Source organism: Youhaiella tibetensis (genome assembly GCF_008000755.1).
Taxonomy (GTDB): domain Bacteria; phylum Pseudomonadota; class Alphaproteobacteria; order Rhizobiales; family Devosiaceae; genus Paradevosia; species Paradevosia tibetensis.
The window spans coordinates 2,305,595-2,326,737 of sequence record NZ_CP041690.1 but is presented as its reverse complement, the minus strand read 5'-3'; the positions used below and the strand labels follow the sequence as shown (position 1 = coordinate 2,326,737).

21 protein-coding genes and 3 tRNA genes are annotated in these 21,143 nt (G+C 63.6%); 15 read left to right on the top strand and 9 right to left on the bottom strand.

Annotation, left to right across the window (positions count from 1 at the left end; genetic code table 11):
- Window positions 1–248: 248 nt before the first annotated feature.
- The 3 genes from FNA67_RS11295 to FNA67_RS11285 all read left to right on the top strand — a co-directional run bounded on the left by FNA67_RS11295 (window position 249) and on the right by FNA67_RS11285 (window position 3,372).
- A tRNA-Leu gene (locus tag FNA67_RS11295) sits at window positions 249–333 on the top strand.
- Between the two features lie 58 nt (window positions 334–391).
- Window positions 392–1,774: a trigger factor gene (gene tig / locus FNA67_RS11290; RefSeq protein ID WP_049705207.1), complete on the top strand. Its 1,383-nt coding sequence runs from the start codon at window positions 392–394 to the stop codon at window positions 1,772–1,774.
- A gap of 113 nt (window positions 1,775–1,887) precedes the next feature.
- The gene (locus tag FNA67_RS11285) at window positions 1,888–3,372 is read left to right on the top strand and encodes an NAD(P)H-hydrate epimerase (protein ID WP_147656089.1); all 1,485 of its coding nucleotides are present in this window, start codon (window positions 1,888–1,890) and stop codon (window positions 3,370–3,372) included.
- Here FNA67_RS11285 and FNA67_RS11280 read toward each other — a convergent pair.
- On the bottom strand, window positions 3,369–3,701 hold the full coding sequence (locus FNA67_RS11280) for an SMR family transporter (protein WP_049705205.1): 333 nt from the start codon (window positions 3,699–3,701) through the stop codon (window positions 3,369–3,371). The two genes, FNA67_RS11285 and FNA67_RS11280, sit on opposite strands and share 4 nt — an antisense overlap.
- Before the next feature lie 87 nt (window positions 3,702–3,788).
- On the opposite strand from FNA67_RS11280, the gene FNA67_RS11275 reads away from it, so the two are divergent.
- Complete coding sequence (locus FNA67_RS11275; protein ID WP_049705204.1) at window positions 3,789–4,283, top strand: P-loop NTPase family protein; 495 nt, start codon at window positions 3,789–3,791, stop codon at window positions 4,281–4,283.
- A 3-nt stretch (window positions 4,284–4,286) separates the two neighbouring features.
- Here FNA67_RS11275 and FNA67_RS11270 read toward each other — a convergent pair whose 3' ends face one another.
- Window positions 4,287–5,528, bottom strand: coding sequence for a cytochrome P450 (locus tag FNA67_RS11270; protein ID WP_147656088.1), 1,242 nt, complete (start codon window positions 5,526–5,528; stop codon window positions 4,287–4,289).
- Between the two features lie 119 nt (window positions 5,529–5,647).
- On the opposite strand from FNA67_RS11270, the gene FNA67_RS11265 reads away from it, so the two are divergent.
- The 4 genes from FNA67_RS11265 to FNA67_RS11250 all read left to right on the top strand — a co-directional run bounded on the left by FNA67_RS11265 (window position 5,648) and on the right by FNA67_RS11250 (window position 9,181).
- The gene (locus FNA67_RS11265; RefSeq protein WP_049705202.1) at window positions 5,648–5,878 is read left to right on the top strand and encodes a hypothetical protein; all 231 of its coding nucleotides are present in this window, start codon (window positions 5,648–5,650) and stop codon (window positions 5,876–5,878) included.
- 189 nt (window positions 5,879–6,067) lie between these two features.
- Entirely contained in the window at window positions 6,068–6,694 is a 627-nt protein-coding gene (locus FNA67_RS11260) for an ATP-dependent Clp protease proteolytic subunit (protein ID WP_049705201.1), read from the top strand.
- Window positions 6,695–6,865: 171 nt separating this feature from the next.
- On the top strand, window positions 6,866–8,143 hold the full coding sequence (clpX, locus tag FNA67_RS11255; RefSeq protein WP_049705200.1) for an ATP-dependent Clp protease ATP-binding subunit ClpX: 1,278 nt from the start codon (window positions 6,866–6,868) through the stop codon (window positions 8,141–8,143).
- A gap of 75 nt (window positions 8,144–8,218) precedes the next feature.
- Entirely contained in the window at window positions 8,219–9,181 is a 963-nt protein-coding gene (locus FNA67_RS11250; protein ID WP_147656087.1) for a small ribosomal subunit Rsm22 family protein, read from the top strand.
- Here FNA67_RS11250 and FNA67_RS11245 read toward each other — a convergent pair.
- Complete coding sequence (locus FNA67_RS11245; RefSeq protein WP_147656086.1) at window positions 9,178–10,248, bottom strand: citrate synthase/methylcitrate synthase; 1,071 nt, start codon at window positions 10,246–10,248, stop codon at window positions 9,178–9,180. The genes FNA67_RS11250 and FNA67_RS11245 overlap by 4 nt on opposite strands.
- A gap of 88 nt (window positions 10,249–10,336) precedes the next feature.
- Here FNA67_RS11245 and FNA67_RS11240 point away from each other — a divergent pair, with 88 nt between their 5' ends.
- The 3 genes from FNA67_RS11240 to tet all read left to right on the top strand — a co-directional run bounded on the left by FNA67_RS11240 (window position 10,337) and on the right by tet (window position 15,651).
- Window positions 10,337–11,458, top strand: coding sequence for a citrate synthase (locus FNA67_RS11240; RefSeq protein ID WP_244616671.1), 1,122 nt, complete (start codon window positions 10,337–10,339; stop codon window positions 11,456–11,458).
- 201 nt (window positions 11,459–11,659) lie between these two features.
- Window positions 11,660–14,092 (top strand): endopeptidase La, encoded by a 2,433-nt coding sequence (lon, locus tag FNA67_RS11235; RefSeq protein WP_049705196.1) that lies wholly within the window; start codon window positions 11,660–11,662, stop codon window positions 14,090–14,092.
- A gap of 368 nt (window positions 14,093–14,460) precedes the next feature.
- The gene (gene tet, locus FNA67_RS11230) at window positions 14,461–15,651 is read left to right on the top strand and encodes a Tet(A)/Tet(B)/Tet(C) family tetracycline efflux MFS transporter (protein ID WP_147656084.1); all 1,191 of its coding nucleotides are present in this window, start codon (window positions 14,461–14,463) and stop codon (window positions 15,649–15,651) included.
- On the opposite strand, the gene FNA67_RS11225 is transcribed toward tet, so the two are convergent.
- Both FNA67_RS11225 and FNA67_RS11220 read right to left on the bottom strand, forming a co-directional pair.
- Entirely contained in the window at window positions 15,648–16,421 is a 774-nt protein-coding gene (locus FNA67_RS11225) for an SDR family NAD(P)-dependent oxidoreductase (RefSeq protein ID WP_147656083.1), read from the bottom strand. The two genes, tet and FNA67_RS11225, sit on opposite strands and share 4 nt — an antisense overlap.
- The gene (locus tag FNA67_RS11220; protein ID WP_147656082.1) at window positions 16,421–16,801 is read right to left on the bottom strand and encodes a hypothetical protein; all 381 of its coding nucleotides are present in this window, start codon (window positions 16,799–16,801) and stop codon (window positions 16,421–16,423) included. The genes FNA67_RS11225 and FNA67_RS11220 overlap by 1 nt, the downstream gene beginning before the upstream one ends.
- 55 nt (window positions 16,802–16,856) lie before the next feature.
- Between FNA67_RS11220 and FNA67_RS11215 the strand changes: the two genes are divergently transcribed.
- The 4 genes from FNA67_RS11215 to FNA67_RS11200 all read left to right on the top strand — a co-directional run bounded on the left by FNA67_RS11215 (window position 16,857) and on the right by FNA67_RS11200 (window position 18,541).
- Window positions 16,857–17,492, top strand: coding sequence for a TetR/AcrR family transcriptional regulator (locus FNA67_RS11215; RefSeq protein ID WP_147656081.1), 636 nt, complete (start codon window positions 16,857–16,859; stop codon window positions 17,490–17,492).
- A 158-nt stretch (window positions 17,493–17,650) separates the two neighbouring features.
- A complete protein-coding gene (locus FNA67_RS11210) occupies window positions 17,651–17,926 on the top strand; it encodes an HU family DNA-binding protein (RefSeq protein ID WP_049705191.1) in 276 nt (91 codons plus the stop codon).
- Between the two features lie 169 nt (window positions 17,927–18,095).
- Window positions 18,096–18,171: transfer RNA gene (locus FNA67_RS11205), tRNA-Val, on the top strand.
- A 293-nt stretch (window positions 18,172–18,464) separates the two neighbouring features.
- Window positions 18,465–18,541, top strand: a tRNA-Asp gene (locus tag FNA67_RS11200).
- Window positions 18,542–18,614: 73 nt separating this feature from the next.
- Here FNA67_RS11200 and FNA67_RS11195 read toward each other — a convergent pair.
- The 4 genes from FNA67_RS11195 to FNA67_RS11180 all read right to left on the bottom strand — a co-directional run bounded on the left by FNA67_RS11195 (window position 18,615) and on the right by FNA67_RS11180 (window position 21,046).
- Window positions 18,615–19,085, bottom strand: a complete 471-nt coding sequence (locus FNA67_RS11195; RefSeq protein ID WP_049705190.1) for a nucleoside deaminase — start codon at window positions 19,083–19,085, stop codon at window positions 18,615–18,617.
- Between the two features lie 147 nt (window positions 19,086–19,232).
- Window positions 19,233–19,418, bottom strand: coding sequence for a hypothetical protein (locus tag FNA67_RS11190; protein ID WP_147656080.1), 186 nt, complete (start codon window positions 19,416–19,418; stop codon window positions 19,233–19,235).
- An 81-nt stretch (window positions 19,419–19,499) separates the two neighbouring features.
- Entirely contained in the window at window positions 19,500–20,087 is a 588-nt protein-coding gene (locus FNA67_RS11185) for an exopolysaccharide biosynthesis protein (protein WP_170267291.1), read from the bottom strand.
- 257 nt (window positions 20,088–20,344) lie between these two features.
- Window positions 20,345–21,046, bottom strand: a complete 702-nt coding sequence (locus FNA67_RS11180; RefSeq protein ID WP_147656078.1) for a VIT1/CCC1 transporter family protein — start codon at window positions 21,044–21,046, stop codon at window positions 20,345–20,347.
- Window positions 21,047–21,143: the final 97 nt, after the last annotated feature.

The following is a 21,143-nucleotide window of genomic DNA, read 5'->3' as shown; positions in this document are numbered from 1 at the left end:
CATGAGGTTTACAAGACCTTGCGAGGGATCGCACAACTACAACACGAGCGAAGAAAATCGCCGTATGACTATTTTTTGTGCATTGTGCGCGTGAAACGTGCGGATTGCGTTCCGCCTGGGGCGGCGTTTGCGCCTAAATTAGGCGGAGTTCGCAACGAGCCTGTGCAAACCCAATGGAATGAGGCTTTGACTGACACCCTAACATAGGGTAGAGCCTGCGCCCAAACCGGGCCAAGGGCACCGTGTTTGCGGGTGTGGCGGAATTGGTAGACGCACTGGATTTAGGTTCCAGCGCCGCGAGGCGTGGAGGTTCGAGTCCTCTCACCCGCACCACTCACACTCCGAGAACCCCCTCGGCCGCTAGAGATCAATGAATACGGGATTGAACCGAATGCAGGTCACAGAAACCCTCAACGAAGGCCTCAAGCGCAAGCTGGCCGTTGTGATTCCGGCCAAGGACCTGGCGTCCCGGCTCGACGCAAAGCTCGAGGACCTCAAGGGCAAGGCAGTGATCAAGGGCTTCCGCCCGGGCAAGGTGCCGGTTTCGCACATCAAGAAGGTCTATGGCCGTTCCGCCATGTCCGAAGTGCTCGAAGAGGCCATCAACGCCGGCGTCTCCGAGACGCTCGATCAGCGCTCCGAGCGCGCCGCCACCCAGCCCAAGGTCGACCTTCCGGAAGACCAGGCCGAGCTGAACCGCATCCTGGACGGCGGCGCCGACCTGGCGTTCGACGTCAGCTACGAAGTGCTGCCCCCGGTCAAGCTGATGGACTTCAAGGGCATCAAGGTCGAAAAGCCGGTTGTCGAAGTCAGCGATGCCGAGGTCGACAAGGAACTCAATCGCTTCTTCGCCCAGAACAAGGGCTTTGAGGACAAGGGCGAGAACGGCGTCGTCGAGACGGGCGACCACCTCGGTCTCTCGTTCGTGGGCACCATCGACGGTACGCCGTTTGACGGCGGCACCTCCGACCATGCTCACCTGACCGTCGGTTCGGGCGAGTTCATCCCCGGCTTCGAAGATCAGCTGATCGGCATGAAGAAGGGCGAAACCAAGGACGTGAAGGTGACTTTCCCGGCCGACTACGGCCAGAAGTCGCTTGCCGGCAAGGATGCCGTGTTCGCCACTACGATCCTGCACGTGGATGGTCCGCGCGAGGGTGAGCTGGACGACGAGTTCGCCAAGAAGCTCGGCCTCGAGAACGTTGCGGCCCTGCGCGAAGCGATCAAGTCGCAGATGGATGCGGCCAACGCCTCCATGGCTCGCCAGCACGTCAAGCGCCAGATCCTGGACGCGCTCGATGAGGGCCACAAGTTCGACGTTCCCGAGCAGCTCGTGGACGCCGAGTTCAACACCATCTGGCAGCGTGTCGTCCATGAGGTCGAACACCACGGCCGTTCCTTCGAAGACGAGGGCACGACCGAGGAAGCCGCCAAGGAACAGTACCGCAAGATCGCCGAGCGCCGCGTGCGCCTGGGCCTGGTCGTTGCCGAGATCGGCAACGAGAACAAGGTCGAGGTCACCGATGACGAGCACCAGCAGGCCCTGATCGCCGAAGTTCGTCGCTTCCCCGGCCAGGAACAGCAGGTTTACGACTACTATCGCAAGAACCCGACCGCGCTGGCTTCGCTGCGCGCTCCGATCTTCGAGAACAAGGTCGTCGATTTCGTCGCCGATCTCGCCGAGCAGACCGAGAAGAAGATGTCGGGCGAAGAGCTCGGCAAGCTGATCCAGGCAGACGACGAGTACGACGTGCCGGAAGAGCATCACCACTAAGATTTCAGTGGTTTGACTTGCAAGGGCCGTCCTTCGGGGCGGCCCTTTTGCTTTTCAAGCTCCCGGCCTTGTGGGACAAGGTGTGGGGGGCAATGCGAGTGGCGGAGCGTGCGATGGGCAACACCAGCGATTCAGTGCTTTTGACTCCATCGGAGATGTCCCAGGCCGACCGACTGACGGCAGAATCGGGGCTGAGCTATGCGCGCCTGATGGAAAACGCGGGCTCGGCGGTGACGCGCACCATTCTCGAACGCTACTACCAGATGCCCGTGCTGGTTCTGTGCGGGCCGGGGAACAATGGCGGCGACGGGTTCGTCGTGGCGCGGCAGCTCAAGGAGAAAGGCTGGCCGGTGCACCTGGTGATGCATGGCGACCGTTCGCGGCTGCGGAGTGAGGCCGCTGCCAATGCCGACGCCTGGACCGGCCGTATCGAGAGTTTTCGCCCTGAACTGGTGCGCGACGCCGACATGGTGATCGACGCGCTGCTGGGAGCGGGACTCGACAGGGACGTCGAGGGCGAGCTCAAGGCCATCATCGAGGCGGTCAATGGCGCCGGCAAGACGGTAATCAGCGTCGATGTGCCGAGCGGCGTCGATGGCGAGAGCGGCGCCGTGCGTGGCGCGGCGATCAATGCGACGCTCACCGTTACGTTCTTCCGCAAGAAGCCCGGGCATCTGCTCCTGCCCGGTCGGGAAAATGCCGGCGAGATTGTCGTCGCCGACATCGGGATCGACGATAGCGTGCTGGCGCCGATTGGGGCACAGGCCTGGGAGAACGGGCCCGAGCACTGGCAGTTGCCGCACCTGGCGCCCGGCGGGCACAAATATACGCGTGGCCATTGCGTGGTGATCTCAGGCGGGCCGTTGCAGACCGGAGCGTCGCGGCTTGCCGCCGAAGCGGCGCTGCGGGCCGGGGCAGGGCTGGTGAGCCTGGCCGGAGCGCGCGACGCGCTTCTGGTCCACGCAAACCACGTCACCTCCATCATGCTCAAGGAAGCACCACAATGGGCCGCGCTCGAGCAGGTGCTGGGCCAGACGAAGGCCAGGTCGGTGGTGATCGGTCCGGCCGCCGGGGTCGGGCAGGTTACGCTCGAGAACGTGGCCACGATCCTCCAGAGCGGCGCAGCGGCGGTTCTCGATGCCGATGCGCTTACCAGCTTCGCTGAAAATCCCGAGCAGTTGTTCCGCCTGATCGCGACCGATCCGGCTCGGCCTGTGGTCATGACCCCGCATACAGGCGAATTCGCCAGGGTGTTCGGTCAGATGACCGGATCGAAGGTCGAGATGGCGCGCGCAGCCGCGGCCCGTTCGGGGGCTGTCGTGATCCTCAAGGGCGCAGATACCGTCATAGCGGCGCCTGACGGGCGAGCCTTCATCAACGCCAACGCGCCAGCGACGCTGGGGACGGCAGGATCAGGCGACGTCTTGGCGGGTATCGTGGCGGGCCTGCTGGCGCAGGGCATGCCCGGGCTGGAGGCGGCGGCCGCCGCCGTGTGGATGCACGGAGACGCGGCCGCGCGGTTCGATGGGCCGGGTCTGATCAGCGAGGACCTGCCGGGACTGATCCCGGCAGTGCTGAATGGATTGCTCCGGGGCTAGTGGCCGACGGACTTGGAGTAGAGGTTCACGACCAATACGCCCGCCACGATGAGAGCGAGGCCCAGGACGGCGGGCAGGTCGAGCTTCTGGCCGAAGATGAACCAGCCGATGGCGGAAATCAGCACGATCCCGACGCCCGACCAGATGGCGTAGGCGATGCCGACGGGCATGGTCTTGAGGGTCACCGAGAGACAGTAGAAGGCGACTGCGTAGCCGACGACGGTAATGAGCGACGGCCCGAGCCTGGTGAAGCTCTCCGAGGCGCGCAGGGCGCTCGTAGCGGTGACTTCAGCGACGATGGCGATGGCGAGGAACAGGTAGCTCTGCATGATGTGGTCTCCCGAGGGAGGCGATCGATATTTGAGAGTTGGGAACTCGTCACGCTCACTTCGGCGTGATCGGGCGAGGAGCAGGCGGTGGGCCAGAGGATACTGATTTTTGGCAATGGCGGCAGCGGCAAGACCTCGCTCGCACGGGCGCTGGGTCAGAAGCTGGGCTTGCCGATCATCCATCTCGATGACCTGCGCTGGGAGCCGGGCCAGTACGGCGTGGCCCGGGACAATCAGGTTGTCGCAAATGAAGTGCGCGAGGCGAGCCTTCGGGACGAGAACTGGATCATGGAGGGGGTTTACGGCTGGCTGGCGGGCGTTGCCATGCCACGGGCGACGCAACTGATCTGGCTCGACCTGCCGGAGGAAGAATGTCTCGCAAACGTGAGGGAGAGGGGTGTTCAGGGCGGAGGAAGCGATGAGGGGTTCGCCGAACTGCTCGTGTGGATCTCGGAGTATCGTCTACGCCGCAACTCTAGTTGCCATGCCGCGCACCTGCAGCTGTTTGAGGACTTTCCCGGCTCCAAAGCGATGCTTGGGAGCCGGGGCGAGATGGCGGCCTTCGTCGCAGATTTCTCGTAGGACCTACCAGGCGACCTGCAATTCCTCCAGGCCGTGGAAGTGGTAGACGTTGTTGTAGCTCGGCTCCTTGGTGAGGCGCAGGCCGGGAAGGCGATCGAAGAGGGTTTTGAGGGAGATCTGCAACTCGATGCGGGCCAGGGGCGCGCCGATGCAGAAGTGGATTCCGGCCCCGAAGCTGACGTTCTGGCCGTCGGTGCGGAAGGGGTCGAAGGTGTTGGCGTTGGCGAAGCGCACAGGGTCGCGGTTGGCGGCGCCGAGCATGAGGCCGATCTGGTCGCCCTTCCTGAGGGAGACACCGTTGTCGAGCTCGATGTCCGAGAGCGCGAAGCGCGTGAACATGTGGAGCGGGGCGTCGAAGCGCAGGCATTCCTCGACCGTGGCGGCGGTCTGCTCGTCGCTGGCGAAGATCGCCTTGCGGTCGATCCCGCTCTCGATGATCGTCTTGACGCTGTTGCCAGTCGTGTGAACCGTGGCCTCGTGGCCGGCATTGAGCAGCAGGATCGCCGTCGAGACGATCTCGTCATCGGTCAGCTTCTGGCCATCCTGCTCGGCCGTGATCATGTGGGTGAGAAGGTCTTCGGTCGGCCGTACGCGACGTTCGGCGATCAGCGTGCGGATATAGGCGATGAAATCGGCAGAGGCCTGGTTTGCATCCCGCTCGGTGTCCTCGGTCACGCCGAACATGTACATGGTCACCATGCGATTGGACCAGGCGACGACTTGCATGGCCATTTCGGTCGGCACGCCGATCATCTCGGAGATGACGATGGCTGGGATCGGTGCCGCATAGGCGTGGATCAGCTCGACCTGCCCGTCCTTTTCGAAGCCATCGATCAGTTCATTGGCGAGGGCGGCGATGCGGGGGCGCAGCTGTTCCACCTGCCGGGAGACGAAGGCGCGATTGACCAGCGTCCGCAGGCGGGTATGGGCTGGCGGCTCAAGGTTGAGGAGCGAGTACTTCTCGGCCAGGTCGAAATCGGCGACGTGCGGTTTGCGTTCGGGCCAGCCCAGTTCCTCGCGGGTTGCCACGTGCAGGATTTCGCGGCCGAAACGCTTGTCGCGCAGGAGCTGGTTCACTTCCTTGAAGCCGGCGAAGCACCAGTGACCATAATTGTCCCAGAAGAAGGTGGGCGAGGTGGCGTGAATGCCGTCATAGAAGGCGTAGGGGTTCTGGTAGAAGACCGGATCGCGGGGATTGGCGGAAGCGCGGCGGGCAGGGGCTATGGCGTCGGTTGAAGAAATCATCGCAGACCGGTGGTTGAAGCAAGCTCGGACACTATATCGCCCTCGGCGCAATGCAACCGAGCCTTGCCCTTGGCGGAAAAGTCGTTAGTGGAAGGCCGGAGCAATTCTGGAGTGCCGCCATGAGCGAACTGACCCTGGCCGAGGCCACGGAGAATATCTACACATCCCTGCGCAATGACAATGCCGAGCTGGACGTTCACGTAGCTGCTCTGAAGGCAGCCATGGCGCGCGAGGGCGTCAAGGAAGCTGTGTTCGAGCCAGGCAAGCTGGCGCAGAACAATCGGCAGGGACGCAAGCTGATGCAGTCCTATTTCCGCAAGAAGGGCGTTACGGTGGTCTTCGCCGAATAGGCGTGCCTCGAACCGCTCCAGGGCAACGCGGAATTAACCGCTGACATGGAACGGCGTGCGCGTTGGGGGCAGCTCTATTGAAGCTCGCCCCAGTCTTGCCTATGTCTCGCTTTACCGCGCATTAAGGCGCCATCCCCTGCAATCAGCCAAATCGCGCTGATTCGTCATCCAGGCACCAGAAGGGCATCCATGAGAGATCCGGTCGACACCTATATGAATACGCTCGTTCCCATGGTGGTCGAGCAGACCAACCGGGGCGAACGCGCCTTCGACATCTATTCGCGGCTCCTCAAGGAACGCATCATCTTCGTGACCGGCGTGGTCGAGGACAACATGGCTTCGCTGATCACGGCGCAGCTTCTGTTCCTCGAGTCGGAAAACCCGAAGAAGGAAATCAACCTCTATATCAACTCGCCCGGCGGCGTGGTGACGGCTGGCCTGTCGATCTATGACACCATGCAGTTCATTCGCCCCCCCGTGGCGACGCTGTGCATGGGGCAGGCGGCCTCGATGGGCTCGCTCCTGCTGCAGGCCGGCGAAGCCGGGATGCGGGCCTCGCTGCCCAATTCCCGTATCATGGTCCACCAGCCTTCGGGCGGGTTCCAGGGTCAGGTGACCGATATCCTGATCCACGCCCGCGAGGTCGAAGGCCTCAAGCGTCGTCTCAATCAAATCTACGAGAAGCACACCGGCCGCACGTATGAAGAGATCGAGAACGCCCTCGAGCGCGATCGTTTCCTGAGCCCCGAAGAAGCCAAGGACTTCGGCCTCATCGACAGCGTGTTCGAGAAGCGCGCAGTGCCGGAAGCGGTCTGAGTTGGCCGTTAACGCCATTTCGCGACATACGTTAACTGTGACAATGGTGTGATTGCGCAGGGCCGGATCGATCTTTAAGGTCGGTCTGGCTTACATTTTGTTTAAGCGCCATGCGCTAGACTAACCCTCTAGCGCGGTTTTTGGGGGCGCTCTGCCCCCGGGAGTGACAGGATGTCCAAAGAGACAACGAACGGCGAATCCTCGAAGAACACGCTGTATTGCTCGTTCTGCGGCAAGTCTCAGCACGAGGTTCGTAAACTGATCGCCGGCCCGACCGTGTTCATCTGTGATGAATGCGTCGAGCTCTGCATGGACATCATCCGGGAAGAGAACAAGACGTCGATGGTCAAGTCGGCGGACGGTGTTCCCACTCCGGCCGAGATCTGCAAGATCCTGGACGATTACGTGATCGGCCAAGCGCGCGCCAAGCGCGTGTTGTCCGTTGCGGTCCACAACCACTACAAGCGCCTGCACCACGCGACCAAGAATCAGGACGTTGAGCTTTCCAAGTCCAACATCCTGCTGATCGGTCCGACCGGTACCGGCAAGACGCTTCTGGCCCAGACGCTGGCGCGCATCCTGGATGTGCCGTTCACGATGGCCGATGCCACCACGCTCACCGAAGCCGGCTATGTCGGCGAGGACGTGGAAAACATCATCCTCAAGCTCTTGCAGGCCGCCGACTACAACGTGGAGAAGGCGCAGCGCGGCATCGTCTATATCGACGAAGTCGACAAGATTTCCCGCAAGTCGGACAATCCCTCGATCACCCGTGACGTTTCGGGCGAGGGCGTGCAGCAGGCACTGCTCAAGATCATGGAAGGTACGGTGGCTTCCGTTCCGCCCCAGGGCGGCCGCAAGCATCCCCAGCAGGAATTCCTGCAAGTGGACACGACCAACATCCTGTTCATCTGCGGCGGCGCGTTTGCCGGCCTCGAGCGCATCATCTCGGCGCGCGGCGAAGGTTCGGGCATCGGCTTCGGCGCGGTGGTGAAGGACCCGCAGGATCGTCGCGTCGGCGACCTTCTCAAGGACGTGGCTCCGGAAGACCTGGTCAAGTTTGGCCTGATCCCGGAATTCATCGGCCGTCTGCCGGTGATCGCGACCCTGGAAGACCTGGACGAACCCGCCCTGATCGAAATCCTGACCGCTCCCAAGAACGCTCTGGTGCGCCAGTACCAGCGCCTGTTCTCGATGGAGGACGTGGAACTGACTTTCCACGAGGACGCGCTCAAGGCGATCGCCAAGCATGCAATCGAGCGCAAGACCGGTGCTCGCGGCCTGCGTTCGATCATGGAAGCGATCCTGCTCGACACGATGTACGACCTCCCGTCTCTCGAAGGCGTCGAGGAAGTCGTGATCAGCGAGGAAGTCGTCAACGGCAAGGACGCTCGTCCGCTCTACATCTATGCGGAGCGCAAGAAGGAAGAGCTTCCCGCCGGCGCCTGAGGCGCGAGACGGGATTGATTTTTGCCGGGGGCAGCCATAGCGCTGCCCCCGGTTTTTTGTTTCGGGGATTCCCAGTTGACTGCAGGTTTGCTTGAAAGGCTCAAGGTTCGGCTGGCCGAACTCGCGACGGGGAAGTCGCGGGCGGGGCTTGCACAGCGCTCTGAAGCCATTTCGGAAAAGTACCGCGAGTTCCGCGCCTCTTCGGGCCATATCGGGGTTTCCGATGATGTCCTGGCTTATGCCATGAGCCGGATGCCCGCGACCTATGCTGCGGTCGAGCGGGTGCTCGACGAGGCCGCGGCCCGTGCAGCCGGCTTTGCGCCACAGACCATGCTCGATGCGGGCGCAGGGCCGGGGACGGCCAGTTGGGCCGCGTTCGAGCGATGGCCGGATCTGGGCTCGACGACCATGATGGATCATGGCGATGCGTTCCTGCGCCTGGCGGCGTCGCTTGCAGAAGGCGCGTTGCCGGCTACGGTTGTGCGCGGAGAGCTGGGCCAGACGGGACTTGGTGACGCCCGGTTCGATCTGGTCGTGGCCAGCTATTCGCTGACCGAACTCGCCGACGGGCGTGTCGTGGCGGCCGCGCTCGACCTCTGGCGCCGTTGCGGGGGCATCCTTGCCATTATCGAGCCCGGCCGGCCCAGGGACTACCAGCGCCTCATGGACGTTCGCCGCGCGCTGCTGGCGGACGGCGCGACCATGGTGGCGCCTTGCCCGCACGCGCACGAGTGTCCGCTGCCCGAGGGGGACTGGTGCCACTTCACCGTGCGCCTCGAGCGCAGCCGCGACCACATGCGGATGAAGGGCGCGACGCTTCCTTATGAGGACGAAAAGTTCAGCTACCTGATAGTGGCCCGGCCCGAAGTCGCGGCGCAGCCCGCGTCGCGGATCATCAAGCCGGTCGAGCGCAACAAGTTTGCTGTGACTCTAGAATTGTGCACCCCGGAAGGGTTGCGTCGCGAGCAGGTGCTCAAGCGCAACCCAGAGGCCTTCCGTGTGGCACGGAAGGCGGAATGGGGCGAGAGCTGGGGCTAGGCCGCCTGCTGCGGCATGGGGCCGACATAGCGCGACTGGGGCCGGATCAGCCGACCCGTAGTGGCCTGTTCGCGAGCATGGGCGATCCAGCCACCCGTACGACCCATGGTGAAGACGCAGGTGAAGGCCGAGCGCGGGAAGCCGAGGGCTTCGAGCAGAAGCGCGGTATAGAACTCCACATTGGTATCCAGCGGGCGGTCGGGCTTCTTGCGCTTGAGGAGCGCCAGGGCTGCCGTTTCAACGCCCTCCGCCAGCGCGACGCGAGATGCATCCACTTCGCCGGAGGCGGTCAGGGGGCGTAGCGCGCTCTTGAGGGCATCGGCGCGTGGATCGCGCACCCGGTAGATGCGGTGACCGAAGCCCATCAGGCGGTCGCCGCGGGTGAGGGCTGCCTCTATCCAGGGCTCGGCGTTCTCGGCGGTGCCGATTGCATCCAGCATGTCGAGGACCGGTCCGGGGGCGCCGCCATGCAGCGGCCCCTTGAGGGCTCCGAGCGCGCCGAGAACTGCCGACGTCAGGCCGGCGCCGGTCGAGGCGATGACGCGGGCGGTGAAGGTGGAGGCGTTGAGGCCATGGTCCGACACCGTCACCAGATAAGCATCGAGTGCCGCCGCCTGGCGCGGCGAAGGCGTCTCGCCGGTCAGCATCTGGAGGATATCGGCCGCGTGACCCAGGCCGGTCTGCGGGGGCAGGGGCCTGGCGCCGGCCTGAAGACGCAGGATGGCCGGGGTAAACACCGCCGGCGCTGCAACGAGCTGCAACGCGGTGCCCAGGTCGTCGCCGTCCGGGATCAACGCGGTCAGCGCCCGGATGGCGTCGACGGGGCTGAGCGAGGAATCGGCTGCCCCCACGTGCCGGAACACTTCTTTTCTTGCCTGGGCGAGCGCGCCGGGCAGATCGGACGGCAGGTCGAAGAAGCCGGACCAGAGCAGGGCGAGGGCATCTTCGTAGCGGGAGCCGACCAGGTCATCGAGCGAAACGCCTCGAATGATCAGGCGACCGGCCTGGCCGTCAACATCTGACAGGACGGTTTCAGCGGCAACGACATCTTCCAATCCACTTTTCATCGGACTTCTCCTTGCTTTTGGAGAGAAAGTAGGTCCGTAATGGTTGACGTCAATCTTGATCGAAAGGATCAATATGTTGTCCGACTGGATGACCTCCAGCGAGGCTTTGGCGGTGCTGGGGACGCAACCGCAGACGCTCTACGCAAATGTGAGCCGCGGGCGCATCCGGTCCAAGAAGGATCCCGCCGATTCCCGGCGCAGCCTCTATTCGGGAGAGGATGTTCGGCGCCTGGCGGGGCGCGGGACCGGTCGGCGCAAGGCGGAAACGGTGGCGAGCGAAGCCATCCGCTGGGGCGATCCCATTCTGCCGTCGGCCATCTCCACGGTGGCGGATGGCCGGCTCTATTATCGAGGCCGGGACGTAGTGCAACTGGCCGGACGTGCGACCCTCGAGGATGTCGCCGCTCTGCTGTGGCAGGGGCGCGCGGTCAAGCTGGCCAATGGCGAGCCGGGGAGCGGGGAGCCGCTCGAGGCGGCGTTCCTCTTGCTGGCCGGCCGCGCCGCCCATGACATGCCTTCGCTCGGGCGTTCGACGGCCGTCCTCAAGCGTGAGGCGGAGAGCGTACTTGGAACGCTGGTCGGCGCCATCACCGGCGGGCGGACCGGGGCCATCCATGAGCGTGCCGCAACTGCCTGGGGGAAGCCGGAGGCAACGGATGCGATCCGCAAGGCTCTCGTGTTGCTAGCAGACCACGAGCTCAACGCCTCCGCATTCGCAGCACGCGTGACGGCGTCAACCGGCGCGGCGCTCTCGGCGGCGGCGCTTTCCGGGCTTTGTACACTCACGGGGCCACTTCATGGCGGCGCGGCGGCGGGCGTTTCGGCCCTGGTGGGCGCGGTCGAGAGGGACGGAGCGGAGCGTGCGGTGCGCGACTGGCTGGCGCAGGCCAGACCCCTGCCGACGTTCGGCCATCGGCTCTACCCGCAAGGGGATATCAGGGCCCAGGTGCTGCTGGAGGCGTTGCCGGTGCCGCCGGCGTTTTCGGCGCTCAGCGCCGTCGCCGAGCGTGTCGTCGGCGAGCGGCCGAACGTGGACTTTGCCCTGGCGGCGATGACGGCCGCCTATGGGCTGCCCGGTGACGCGCCTCTCCAGCTTTTCGCCATGGCGCGCTGCGTGGGCTGGTTGGCTCATGCACTGGAGCAGGTCGAGGGTGGTGAACTCATCCGACCCCGCGCGCATTATGTCGGGGAGGCGATGGAACAGCGCTGAAAGGGTGTCGAAACGGGTCGATCAATTCCGAAAGGCTGTTAATCACGATCTTTCCCGCGACGTTGACTTGTGTCCTGTTCGGATCACCCTATTTAAGGTAGCAGAATCAGCCGAACGGCTCACTTGGAGCGTTTGCCTGGTTGCTACGGGCGCGCTAATCAGAATCTCCTCCCTTTCAGCACGCCCCGGAAAGGATAAAACATGACGGATGTCACTTCAGGCGCCGAGTTCAGCCGCGACCGGGTCTATCCCGTGCTGCCCCTGCGCGACATCGTTGTATTCCCTGGCATGATCGTTCCGCTTTTCGTGGGCCGCGAGAAATCGGTGAAGGCCCTCGAAGAGGTGATGCGCGACGACAAGCATATTCTTGTCGTGACGCAGAAGAATGCCCAGGACGACGATCCGTCGCCGGATCAGATCTATTCGACCGGCACCATCGCCTCCGTGCTGCAGCTGCTCAAGCTGCCGGACGGGACGGTCAAGGTGCTCGTGGAGGGTCTGAACCGCGCCACGATCGACCGCTACCTGCAGACGGTCGACTATTTTGAAGCCGAAGCCACCGTGCTGGCCGAACCCGAGACCGACCCGGTCGAGGTAGAAGCCCTGGCTCGCTCGGCGCAGACGGAGTTCGAGAACTACGTCAAGCTCAACAAGAAGATCTCGGCCGAAGTGGTCACTGCCGTCGGGCAGATCGAGAACCACTCCAAGCTGGCAGATACCATTGCCTCGCACCTGGTGATCAAGATCGCCGAGAAGGAAGACCTTCTCGCGACGGTCTCGGTTGCCGAACGGCTCCAGAAGATCCTGGGGCTGATGGAAGGCGAGATCGGTGTCCTGCAGGTCGAAAAGCGCATCCGCTCGCGCGTCAAGCGCCAGATGGAGAAGACCCAGCGCGAGTACTACCTCAACGAGCAGATGAAGGCGATCCAGCGTGAGCTGGGTGACGGCGAAGAAGGCTCGAACGAGGTTACCGAGCTCGAAGAGCGCATCAAGAAGACCAAGCTTTCCAAGGAAGCCCGCGACAAGGCCAATGCCGAGGTCAAGAAGCTCAAGCAGATGAGCCCGATGTCGGCCGAAGCCACGGTCGTGCGGAACTACCTCGACTGGATGCTCAGCCTCCCGTGGGGCAAGAAATCCAAGGTCAAGCGCGACCTGCACCTGGCCGAAGAAGTGCTTGATGCCGATCACTATGGCCTCGAGAAGGTCAAGGAACGCATCCTCGAGTACCTGGCGGTGCAGAGCCGCACGGGCAAGCTCAAGGGGCCGATCCTGTGCCTCGTGGGTCCTCCGGGCGTCGGCAAGACGTCGCTGGGGAAGTCGATCGCCAAGGCGACCGGCCGCGAATTCGTGCGCATGTCGCTCGGCGGCGTGCGGGACGAGGCCGAGATCCGTGGTCACCGGCGCACCTATATCGGCTCCATGCCGGGCAAGGTGATCCAGTCGCTGCGCAAGGCCGGCAAGTCCAACCCGCTCTTCCTGCTCGATGAAATCGACAAGATGGGCCAGGACTTCCGGGGCGATCCGTCCTCGGCGCTGCTCGAAGTGCTCGATCCGGAACAGAACGCGACGTTCAACGACCACTACCTGGAGGTCGACTACGACCTTTCGGACGTGATGTTCGTGACGACGTCGAACACGCTCAACATTCCGGGTCCGCTGATGGACCGCATGGAGATCATTCGTCTGTCCGGCTACACGGAAGAGGAAAAGAAGGAAATCGCCCTTCAGCACCTCATTCCCGAGACGCTGGCGGAGAACGGGCTGCGCCCCGAGGAGTTCGAGCTCCCCGATGCCCAGCTGACGGCGCTGATCCAGAAGTACACCCGGGAAGCCGGTGTGCGTACGCTCAAGCGCGAAATCTCCAAGCTGATGCGCAAGGCCGTTCGCGACATCCTCTCGGGCAAGTCCAAGAAGATCGTGATCGACGACGAGCTGCTCGAAAAGTATCTCGGGCCGCAGATCTTCCGTCACGGCGAGATCGAGGCGGAGCCGGCAGTGGGTCTGGTTACGGGGTTGGCATGGACTCCGGTGGGCGGCGAGCTGCTGACCATCGAAGGCGTGATGACCCCGGGCAAGGGCCGCATGACGGTTACGGGCAACCTCAAGGAAGTGATGAAGGAATCCATCACCGCCGCGATGGCCTATGTCCGCTCGCGTTCGATCGACTTCGGCATCAAGCCGCCGCTGTTCGACAGCCGCGATATCCACGTGCACGTGCCGGAAGGCGCTACGCCCAAGGATGGTCCGTCTGCCGGTATCGGCATGGCCACCGCCATCGTCTCGGTGATGACCGGCATTCCGGTGCGCAACGACGTGGCGATGACGGGTGAAATCACCCTGCGTGGTCGCGTCCTGCCGATCGGTGGCCTCAAGGAAAAGCTTCTTGCGGCGCTGCGCGGCGGCATCAAGACGGTGCTGATCCCCGAAGAGAACGTGCGTGACCTCCAGGAAATCCCGGAGATCGTGACCAAGGGGATGGAGATCATCCCGGTGAGCCGCATGGATCAGGTGATCAAGCACGCCCTGGTGCGCGAGCCCGAGCCGATCGAGTGGAACTACGACGAGAAGGTGGAAGCGCCGATCGCCGCAGAGGCCGCCGATGGCAGCGAGGCCGAGGCAGGCCTGCCGCACTGAACTACACACTGCAAGTGAATAGGAGAACGGCGCCTCAGGGCGCCGTTTTTTGTTGAACGGCGCTGCTCGCTACCCCTGGAGTGCCGCGATCTTCGTCTCGGCCCCGTGCATCGGCAAGAAGATCGGAGGGGTTTCCTGGCCTCGATTTCACCCCGGACCTCATACAGGTCGGGAGCAAAGACAAGAGGGGGCCAGCCAGATTTTCTGGCGAAAAGGGGAGTGATTTTGGCGAGCACCTGGGCGAGGTTGGCTGCGTTCGGGCCTGAACATCCATCACATTCGCCGCAGACAGTGTTGCCAAGGACGGTGACCTGCTGCTACCTCAGTGAAGAACAAAGGCGGAACATAATCCGCAAGGCGAGGACATAATGCCTAAGGGACTACTCGTCATTCTCGTGGCCGTTACGCTGGATTCAGTGGGCATCGGCCTGGTTTTTCCCATCCTGCCCGAGCTGCTGCGCGAGGTCGCGCACGAGAGCAACATCGCCGTGCTTTATGGCGGGTTCCTCTCGCTCTATGCACTGATGCAGTTCGTCTTCGCGCCCGTGCTGGGCATGCTCAGCGACCGGTTCGGAAGAAGGCCCGTATTGCTGGTATCGCTGGCAGGAGCTGCCATCGACTACCTGGTCCTGGCCTTCGCGCCGCAGCTCTGGATGCTGGTACTCGGCCGCGCCATCGCCGGCATCACCAGCGCCAATATCGCCGTGGCCACCGCCTACATTGCCGACATTTCGCCCGAGGAGACGCGCGCGCAGCGGTTCGGATACCTCAACGCATGTTTCGGCATCGGCTTCATTCTGGGGCCCGTCATCGGCGGGTTGCTCGGCGAGTACTGGATACGCTCGCCCTTCCTGCTTGCAGCGGTGTTCAACGCCGTCAATTTCGCGCTGGCGCTTTTCATCCTGCCGGAATCGCGTCCGGGCGAGAAAAAACTGTTGGAGTTAAGCGAACTCAACCCGTTCAAGTCCATTCACTGGGCCTTGAGCCTGCGCATGCTGCTGCCGCTGGTCGGGCTGTGGCTGGCGTTCAACTTCCTGGGGCAGGTCTACGGCACCACCTGGGTGCTCTTTGCCGAGGACCGGTTCGATTTCTCGCCGCTGATGGTGGGGCTTTCGCTGGCGAGTTTCGGTCTCTTCCATGCGGCGGCGCAAGCCTTCCTGACCGGGCCGGTCGCGTCGCGCTTTGGCGAGCAGAAGGCGCTGTTGATCGGCATGGCTTTCGAGACCACGGCCTGCGTGGTTCTGGCCTTTGCGACGCATGGCTGGATTCTCTTTGCCCTCGCGCCACTGTTTGCACTGGGTGGGGTTGGCATTCCCGCCCTGCAATCGCTGTTGACCCGTCAGGTAGGCGAGGACAAGCAGGGGCAATTGCAGGGCGTATTGGCCAGCATGGTGAGCATCGCCTCGATCTTCGGGCCGCTGTTCTATTCGGCGATCTATTTTTCGACCCGGGACACATGGTCGGGTACCGTGTGGATGGTCACGGTGGCGATCTACCTCTGCTGCCTGCCGATCATCCTTTCCATCCGCGTGCCCAGGCCCGAGACGACGCCCGCCTAGCGCATGACGCGTCCGCCCGCGACATCGAGCGTGGCGCCGGTGATCCAGCCGGCGCTCGCCGAGGCGAGGAACAGCGCCGCCCCGGCGACATCCTCGGGAAGACCGAGGCGACGGAGCGGATGGGCGGCAGCGACCTGCTTGCGCACGAGTTCGGGCATGTTGGCCGCCGTACGATCGGTCAGGATCGCGGATGGCGAGATGCAGTTGACGCGAACGCCGAAAGGACCGGCTTCCGTTGCGGTATGCTGGGTGAGCAGGATGATGCCGGCCTTGGCCGCGCCGTAAGCGGGCGATGCCTGCGAAGGGCCACGTCCTGCCGTGGAGGCCATGGTGATGATTGCGCCCGAACCGCGTTCCTTCATCGCCGGCAGGAACGCCTTGATCGCAAGGAAGGTCGCGGTGAGATTGTGATCGACGGCCGATCGCCAGTCGTCCTCGGCGGTCTCCTCGACCGGCGCCGGACGTGCAGTGCCGCCGCCGGCAAAGGCGAAGAGCAGGTCGATGGCACCGAACTCCTCCTCTGCTGCGTAGTGAGCCCGTTCGAGGGCCTGCGCATCGGTGTTGTCAGCGGGCAGGGGCACGACATCGGCCCCCAGCTCGGTCAGTTCGTCGGCGAGCCGGTCAAGCTTGTCCGAATCGCGCCCGTTGAGGGCAATTCGCACTCCGTTGGCCGCGAGCCAGCGCGCGGTCTCGGCGCCAATACCGCCGGACGCGCCGGTGATGAAGGCTGCCTTGCCGCGAAGATCGGGATAGGTGGGAATGGTGGTCATTACAGCACCCGTGCCAGAGCCATGGTCACAATAGCGATGCCCATCAGGGCCGCCGCGGCCCTGCGGGCGCCGATGCTGCCCAGGAAGCCGCCGCCCCCGGCACGAACGGCGCGAAACGCCAGAATCTGCATCGCGCCGGCCAGCAGTGCCGCTGCGATGCCGACGATCAAGACGATTTCGGGAGCGTAGAAGATGCCCGAATGGTAGGCCCACCATAGGATGGAACCGGCGATGGTGGCGACAGCCGCGGCCCCCATTTGCGGCCCGAAGAGCTCGAGGGCATGATCGTTGCCGATGCGGGCCTGGACCATGGTGGTCCCGGCCCAGAAGACGGCAGCGGCAATATGGGCGACAAGCGCCAGTGCAACGAGGAAGTCCATGGCGAGATCCTTGGGTGCTGTTGAATTGAATATACACGTAGTATAGGTAATTTGAATGTCAAGTGACGATACGAAGCGCCGCTATGTCAGCCCGAAGCGCTCGGCGGCCTCCGAGGAGACCGACGCGCGTATCGTCGCGGCGGCGTTCACGGTTCTTGGGCGCGTGGCGAAGGGGGGAGAGGTGTTCTCGCTCGAGACCGTGGCCAAGCAAGCGGGTGTCACCAGGCTGACCGTACACAACCGGTTCGGTTCGCGCCGTGGCTTGCTCGAGGCTGTCTTCGATGCGCGCGCCCGCGAGGCGGGGCTGCACCGGGTGGCGCAGGCCATGGCGATGGCCGATGCCGAAGGCGCGATCCTGGCGATCGTCGGCATCTTTTGCGATTTCTGGAGCTCGGACCATCATGGACTGAGCGGGCTCTTCGCCTCGGGAGCGGGGGAGCCCGAGTTCCGTCAGGCGATGCACGAGCGCAACGAGCGGCGCAGGCAGATATTCGACGTGCTGACCGCGCGCCTGGTCGGGGAAGGGCGCCTCGACGCTGATCGCAGGGACGATGTGACCGACGTCTTGTTCGCGCTAACGGGCATGCCGTTTTTCGTGTCGCTATCGGTCCGGGAACGCCCGATGGATGGGGTTAAGGCCCTGATTTCCGGGCTTGCGCGGGCCGCAATTGCCAGTGGGCAAACGCAATGAACACCTTGCGGCGTTCATTTTTCCGCTCCATTAACAGGATTGCGTGGTCCAACCGGCTGAAAAGCCCGGAAAACCTTGCGTTTCGCTCAGAATCGCAAAAATGTGGCCGCGTCTTGGTTCGCCAGCGAGGGCGAGCAATTTCACTGTGAGGAAATGCTATGTCGAACAAAAACGATCTGATCGGCGCAGTTGCCGAGAAGGCCGAAATCACCAAAGCGCAGGCTGCTGCCGCAGTCGACGCGGTCTTCGACGCGATCACCGCTTCGCTCAAGGCGAACGATGAAGTTCGGTTGGTCGGGTTTGGTACTTTCTCGGTCTCCAAGCGCAAGGCCACCACGGGCCGCAATCCTGCTACCGGTGCCGAGATCAATATCCCGGCTTCCAACCAGGCCAAGTTCAAGCCCGGCAAGGGCCTGAAGGACGCGATCAACTAATCAAGTCCGTCTTTCGGATTTGCCATGGCCCCGAGCATTGAGTGCCGGGGCCATTTGCTTTTCGGGGAGGAAATCTCCTTCCGCCGGGCAAAACGCAGCGCCCATATTGACGGGCATCGAGCGACCCCCTAGTTAGAGCCCGCTGGAACGGGCCCCATGGCCAGTTTCCGGGCGATTAGCTCAGTTGGTAGAGCGCCTCGCTTACACCGAGGATGTCGGCGGTTCGAGTCCGTCATCGCCCACCAGCCCCCCATTCTCCAAGACGCATCGGAAGACAATCCGCCTGGATAGAGCCCGGGCAGGTTGGCTTTTCCCGTTGCGCCATCGCATTTCCCCAACCCATGCCAGGTGCTCGCCGCTTCGCCCGATTCTGGCGGGGCGCGACCCAGGCTTCGTTAAGAAAGCGAGGTGTTCCAAAGGTTTTCCTTGGGGAAAAAGTGGGCTGTGAAAAGAAGTTCAAAAAGCGCGTTCTCAGCGCTTGACTTGGTCCGATGTGCCGGTTACATCCACGCCACCTTGCAGGGACGACCTGCCTTGCGGGGGTGTAGCTCAGTTGGTTAGAGCGTCGGCCTGTCACGCCGAAGGTCGCGGGTTCGAGCCCCGTCACTCCCGCCACTCTTCTCCCGGAAATCGTAATTTCTTTGAAGAGTGGCGGATGCCACTGAGGCGCTCGGCGCGTTTGCGTCCATCAGCTTTTCCAGAAGTTCCGGTGCGGTTCTGTGAGTTCGTTCTCGATCTCGGGGAAAGGACCAACCACGTCGATCTGTTTCTGGCCGGACGCGAAGACGGTGCGCGACGAGAGACTCATCGTCGGGTTTGCCGCGTGATTGCCGGTGAGGGACAGCAGCGAGGTTTCCTCCAGCCCGAACACCAGCCGCCCGATATTGGCCCAGTACATCGTCCCTGAGCACATGGCGCAGGGCTCGAACGTAGATACCAGCGTGCATTGCCAGAGGAACTCGGGTTCGTACGCTTCGGCGGCGCGCCGGGCGAGTTCGGTTTCGGCGTGACGAACGGTGCCGAGATTGCCCTGCCTCATCAGCACCCGATCATCCGGGCCGACAAGGATGCACCCAAACGGGTGATGGCCATGGGCTGCCGCCTCTCGGGCGACAGCGTCCGCGGTCCGGAGGTGGGCGATCATCTGGTCTCGCGTCATGGCACCGTCCTCAGCGGGCCGATACGGTCGGTCGGCCGCTCTCCGCACGGATGATGCTTCCCGGTGTGTGGACTTGGCAATAGCAGACGCGGGTAGTGCATTCGCAAATGGGCGCAGCCGGCTTAGCCCTTCTGGGCTGTGCGCTGGTTATTCGAACCAGAGCCGGTAGGCGATGATCGCCAGTGACAGGACGATCATCACACAGAGCGCGAAGCTGAGCACAGCAACACGCGACTTTTGCGGCGGGGCGAGATTGATGCCCGGCACTTCCTCGTACCTGGCTTCCGGGTCACCCCACTGGACCCGCCGCACGCGAACGATCCTGTCTGTCATGATCGTCTCCCTGGGTGCACTGCAAGAGTGCGGAATTGGGAAAAACGGGCAGTGAAACAGCTCGAGACAATTTGACGAAAGTCAGAAGAGCCAGCGGATGAGCAGGTACGCCCCGCCGAACACCAGTGTCAGCGCGAAAAGCAGCAGCAACCCGTCCCGGGTTGTCAGCGCCAGGCCGAAGGTCGCGATGATGGATCCCGCCGACGTGGAGGCGCCGGGGACCAGTTCGAGGGGCGGCATGGTGAGGGCCACGAGGATGCAGACGAAAGCCGCCAGGCGCATGCCCAGGCCGTCGGTGAGAAAGGTCAGCCTCGCCTTGCTCAGCTTTTCGATCCACGCCACCGCGGGGCGCAGAAATTCGAGGGCCTTCTGCGTCCGTTCCGGGGAGAGGGAGGCGCGCCGCAGGCGCTCGGGCAGCCAGATGGTCTTGCGTCCGGCGATGAGCTGGCTGGCGATCAGCACTACTGTCGTTCCCACGATGGTGGGCAGTGTCGGGATGAGGCTCAACGGGGAGACCACGATCATCGCCGGAAAGAACAGCAACGGCCCGGCTATGCGTTCTCCGGCAATGTCCTGGATGGTGCCGACGGAAATGCTCTCGCCCTTGGCAGCGCGCTCGGCGATGGCTTCAAGCAGGCCCGCGAGGGGGCGGTCGGTGGTGTCCGTCAACGGCGCTCCGGGCGTTCGATTCGGTACGAAGGAAACCACGGAAGCGGCGATGCCGGAAGGGGCAAGTCGACGCGAGCCCGAACGCGCCAGCGGTCAAGGTGTTTGGGGGCTTGGTCCGCCGGCGCGACCTCGGTCGGGTCCGTCACAAACGCGTCTCGAGGCGCCGCATGGGTAGCCATGTTTGACCCGCGCCGGAATCGTCCCGCGCACCGATGATAAACGAACGGTTAGGACTAACAGGGCATTTGCACCCGTCCCTAGGCCACCGTCCCGAAGAGCGCGCCGATCCCTGCGGTAATGGCCATTGCCAGGGCGCCCCAGAAGGTCACCCGGATGGTGGGGCGCAGGATGGATGCTCCGCCGGCATAGGCTCCGAGGGCACCGAGAAGCGCCAGGAAAGCGAGCGAGGCCACCGCGACGCTCCAGACGACCCAGGCGGGCGGCGAGACCAGGACCATGAGGAGGGGCAGCGCGGCCCCGACGCTGAAGGTCAGGGCCGAGGTTATGGCGGCCTGGATGGGGCGGGCCGCGGTCACCGTCGAAAGCCCCAGCTCGTCGCGCATGTGCGCGCCGAGGGCGTCCTTGGCCATCATCTGGGTCGCCACTTCGTCGGCCAACGCCTTGTCGAGGCCGCGCTCCTGGTAGATCGCGCTGAGTTCGGCATGCTCGGCTTCGGGATAGTTCTCGAGCTCGGCGGTTTCCCGCGCCATATCCGCCTTTTCGGTGTCGGATTGGGAGCTGACCGAAACGTATTCGCCTGCCGCCATCGAGAGCGCCCCGGCAACCAGGCCCGCTATCCCCGCCAGGAGAATCGCGTTGCGGTCGGAGGCGGCCGCGGCCACGCCGATGATCAGGCTGGCCGTTGACACGATGCCGTCGTTTGCGCCCAGAACTGCGGCGCGCAGCCAGCCGATGCGGCTGACCTGGTGGTTCTCGGAGTGGCTACGAAGTCTGCTCACGGGTGTCTCCTGCCTGAGCTTTCGAGTTTGGTGAACCTAAACGTCGGTTATTGGGTTTTCCATTCTTGAACCTGCACAAAAAAAGCGCATTCTTGGT

Excerpts from the sequence above, each read along its gene's own strand:
- tig (WP_049705207.1), top strand. The coding sequence starts at position 392 with ATGCAGGTCACAGAAACCCTCAACGAAGGCCTCAAGCGCAAGCTGGCC.
- FNA67_RS11285 (WP_147656089.1), top strand. The coding sequence starts at position 1,888 with ATGGGCAACACCAGCGATTCAGTGCTTTTGACTCCATCGGAGATGTCC.
- FNA67_RS11280 (WP_049705205.1), bottom strand. The coding sequence starts at position 3,701 with ATGCAGAGCTACCTGTTCCTCGCCATCGCCATCGTCGCTGAAGTCACC.
- FNA67_RS11270 (WP_147656088.1), bottom strand. The coding sequence starts at position 5,528 with ATGATTTCTTCAACCGACGCCATAGCCCCTGCCCGCCGCGCTTCCGCC.
- FNA67_RS11265 (WP_049705202.1), top strand. The coding sequence starts at position 5,648 with ATGAGCGAACTGACCCTGGCCGAGGCCACGGAGAATATCTACACATCC.
- FNA67_RS11260 (WP_049705201.1), top strand. The coding sequence starts at position 6,068 with ATGAGAGATCCGGTCGACACCTATATGAATACGCTCGTTCCCATGGTG.
- clpX (WP_049705200.1), top strand. The coding sequence starts at position 6,866 with ATGTCCAAAGAGACAACGAACGGCGAATCCTCGAAGAACACGCTGTAT.
- FNA67_RS11245 (WP_147656086.1), bottom strand. The coding sequence starts at position 10,248 with ATGAAAAGTGGATTGGAAGATGTCGTTGCCGCTGAAACCGTCCTGTCA.
- FNA67_RS11240 (WP_244616671.1), top strand. The coding sequence starts at position 10,337 with ATGACCTCCAGCGAGGCTTTGGCGGTGCTGGGGACGCAACCGCAGACG.
- lon (WP_049705196.1), top strand. The coding sequence starts at position 11,660 with ATGACGGATGTCACTTCAGGCGCCGAGTTCAGCCGCGACCGGGTCTAT.
- tet (WP_147656084.1), top strand. The coding sequence starts at position 14,461 with ATGCCTAAGGGACTACTCGTCATTCTCGTGGCCGTTACGCTGGATTCA.
- FNA67_RS11225 (WP_147656083.1), bottom strand. The coding sequence starts at position 16,421 with ATGACCACCATTCCCACCTATCCCGATCTTCGCGGCAAGGCAGCCTTC.
- FNA67_RS11220 (WP_147656082.1), bottom strand. The coding sequence starts at position 16,801 with ATGGACTTCCTCGTTGCACTGGCGCTTGTCGCCCATATTGCCGCTGCC.
- FNA67_RS11215 (WP_147656081.1), top strand. The coding sequence starts at position 16,857 with ATGTCAAGTGACGATACGAAGCGCCGCTATGTCAGCCCGAAGCGCTCG.
- FNA67_RS11210 (WP_049705191.1), top strand. The coding sequence starts at position 17,651 with ATGTCGAACAAAAACGATCTGATCGGCGCAGTTGCCGAGAAGGCCGAA.
- FNA67_RS11195 (WP_049705190.1), bottom strand. The coding sequence starts at position 19,085 with ATGACGCGAGACCAGATGATCGCCCACCTCCGGACCGCGGACGCTGTC.
- FNA67_RS11190 (WP_147656080.1), bottom strand. The coding sequence starts at position 19,418 with ATGACAGACAGGATCGTTCGCGTGCGGCGGGTCCAGTGGGGTGACCCG.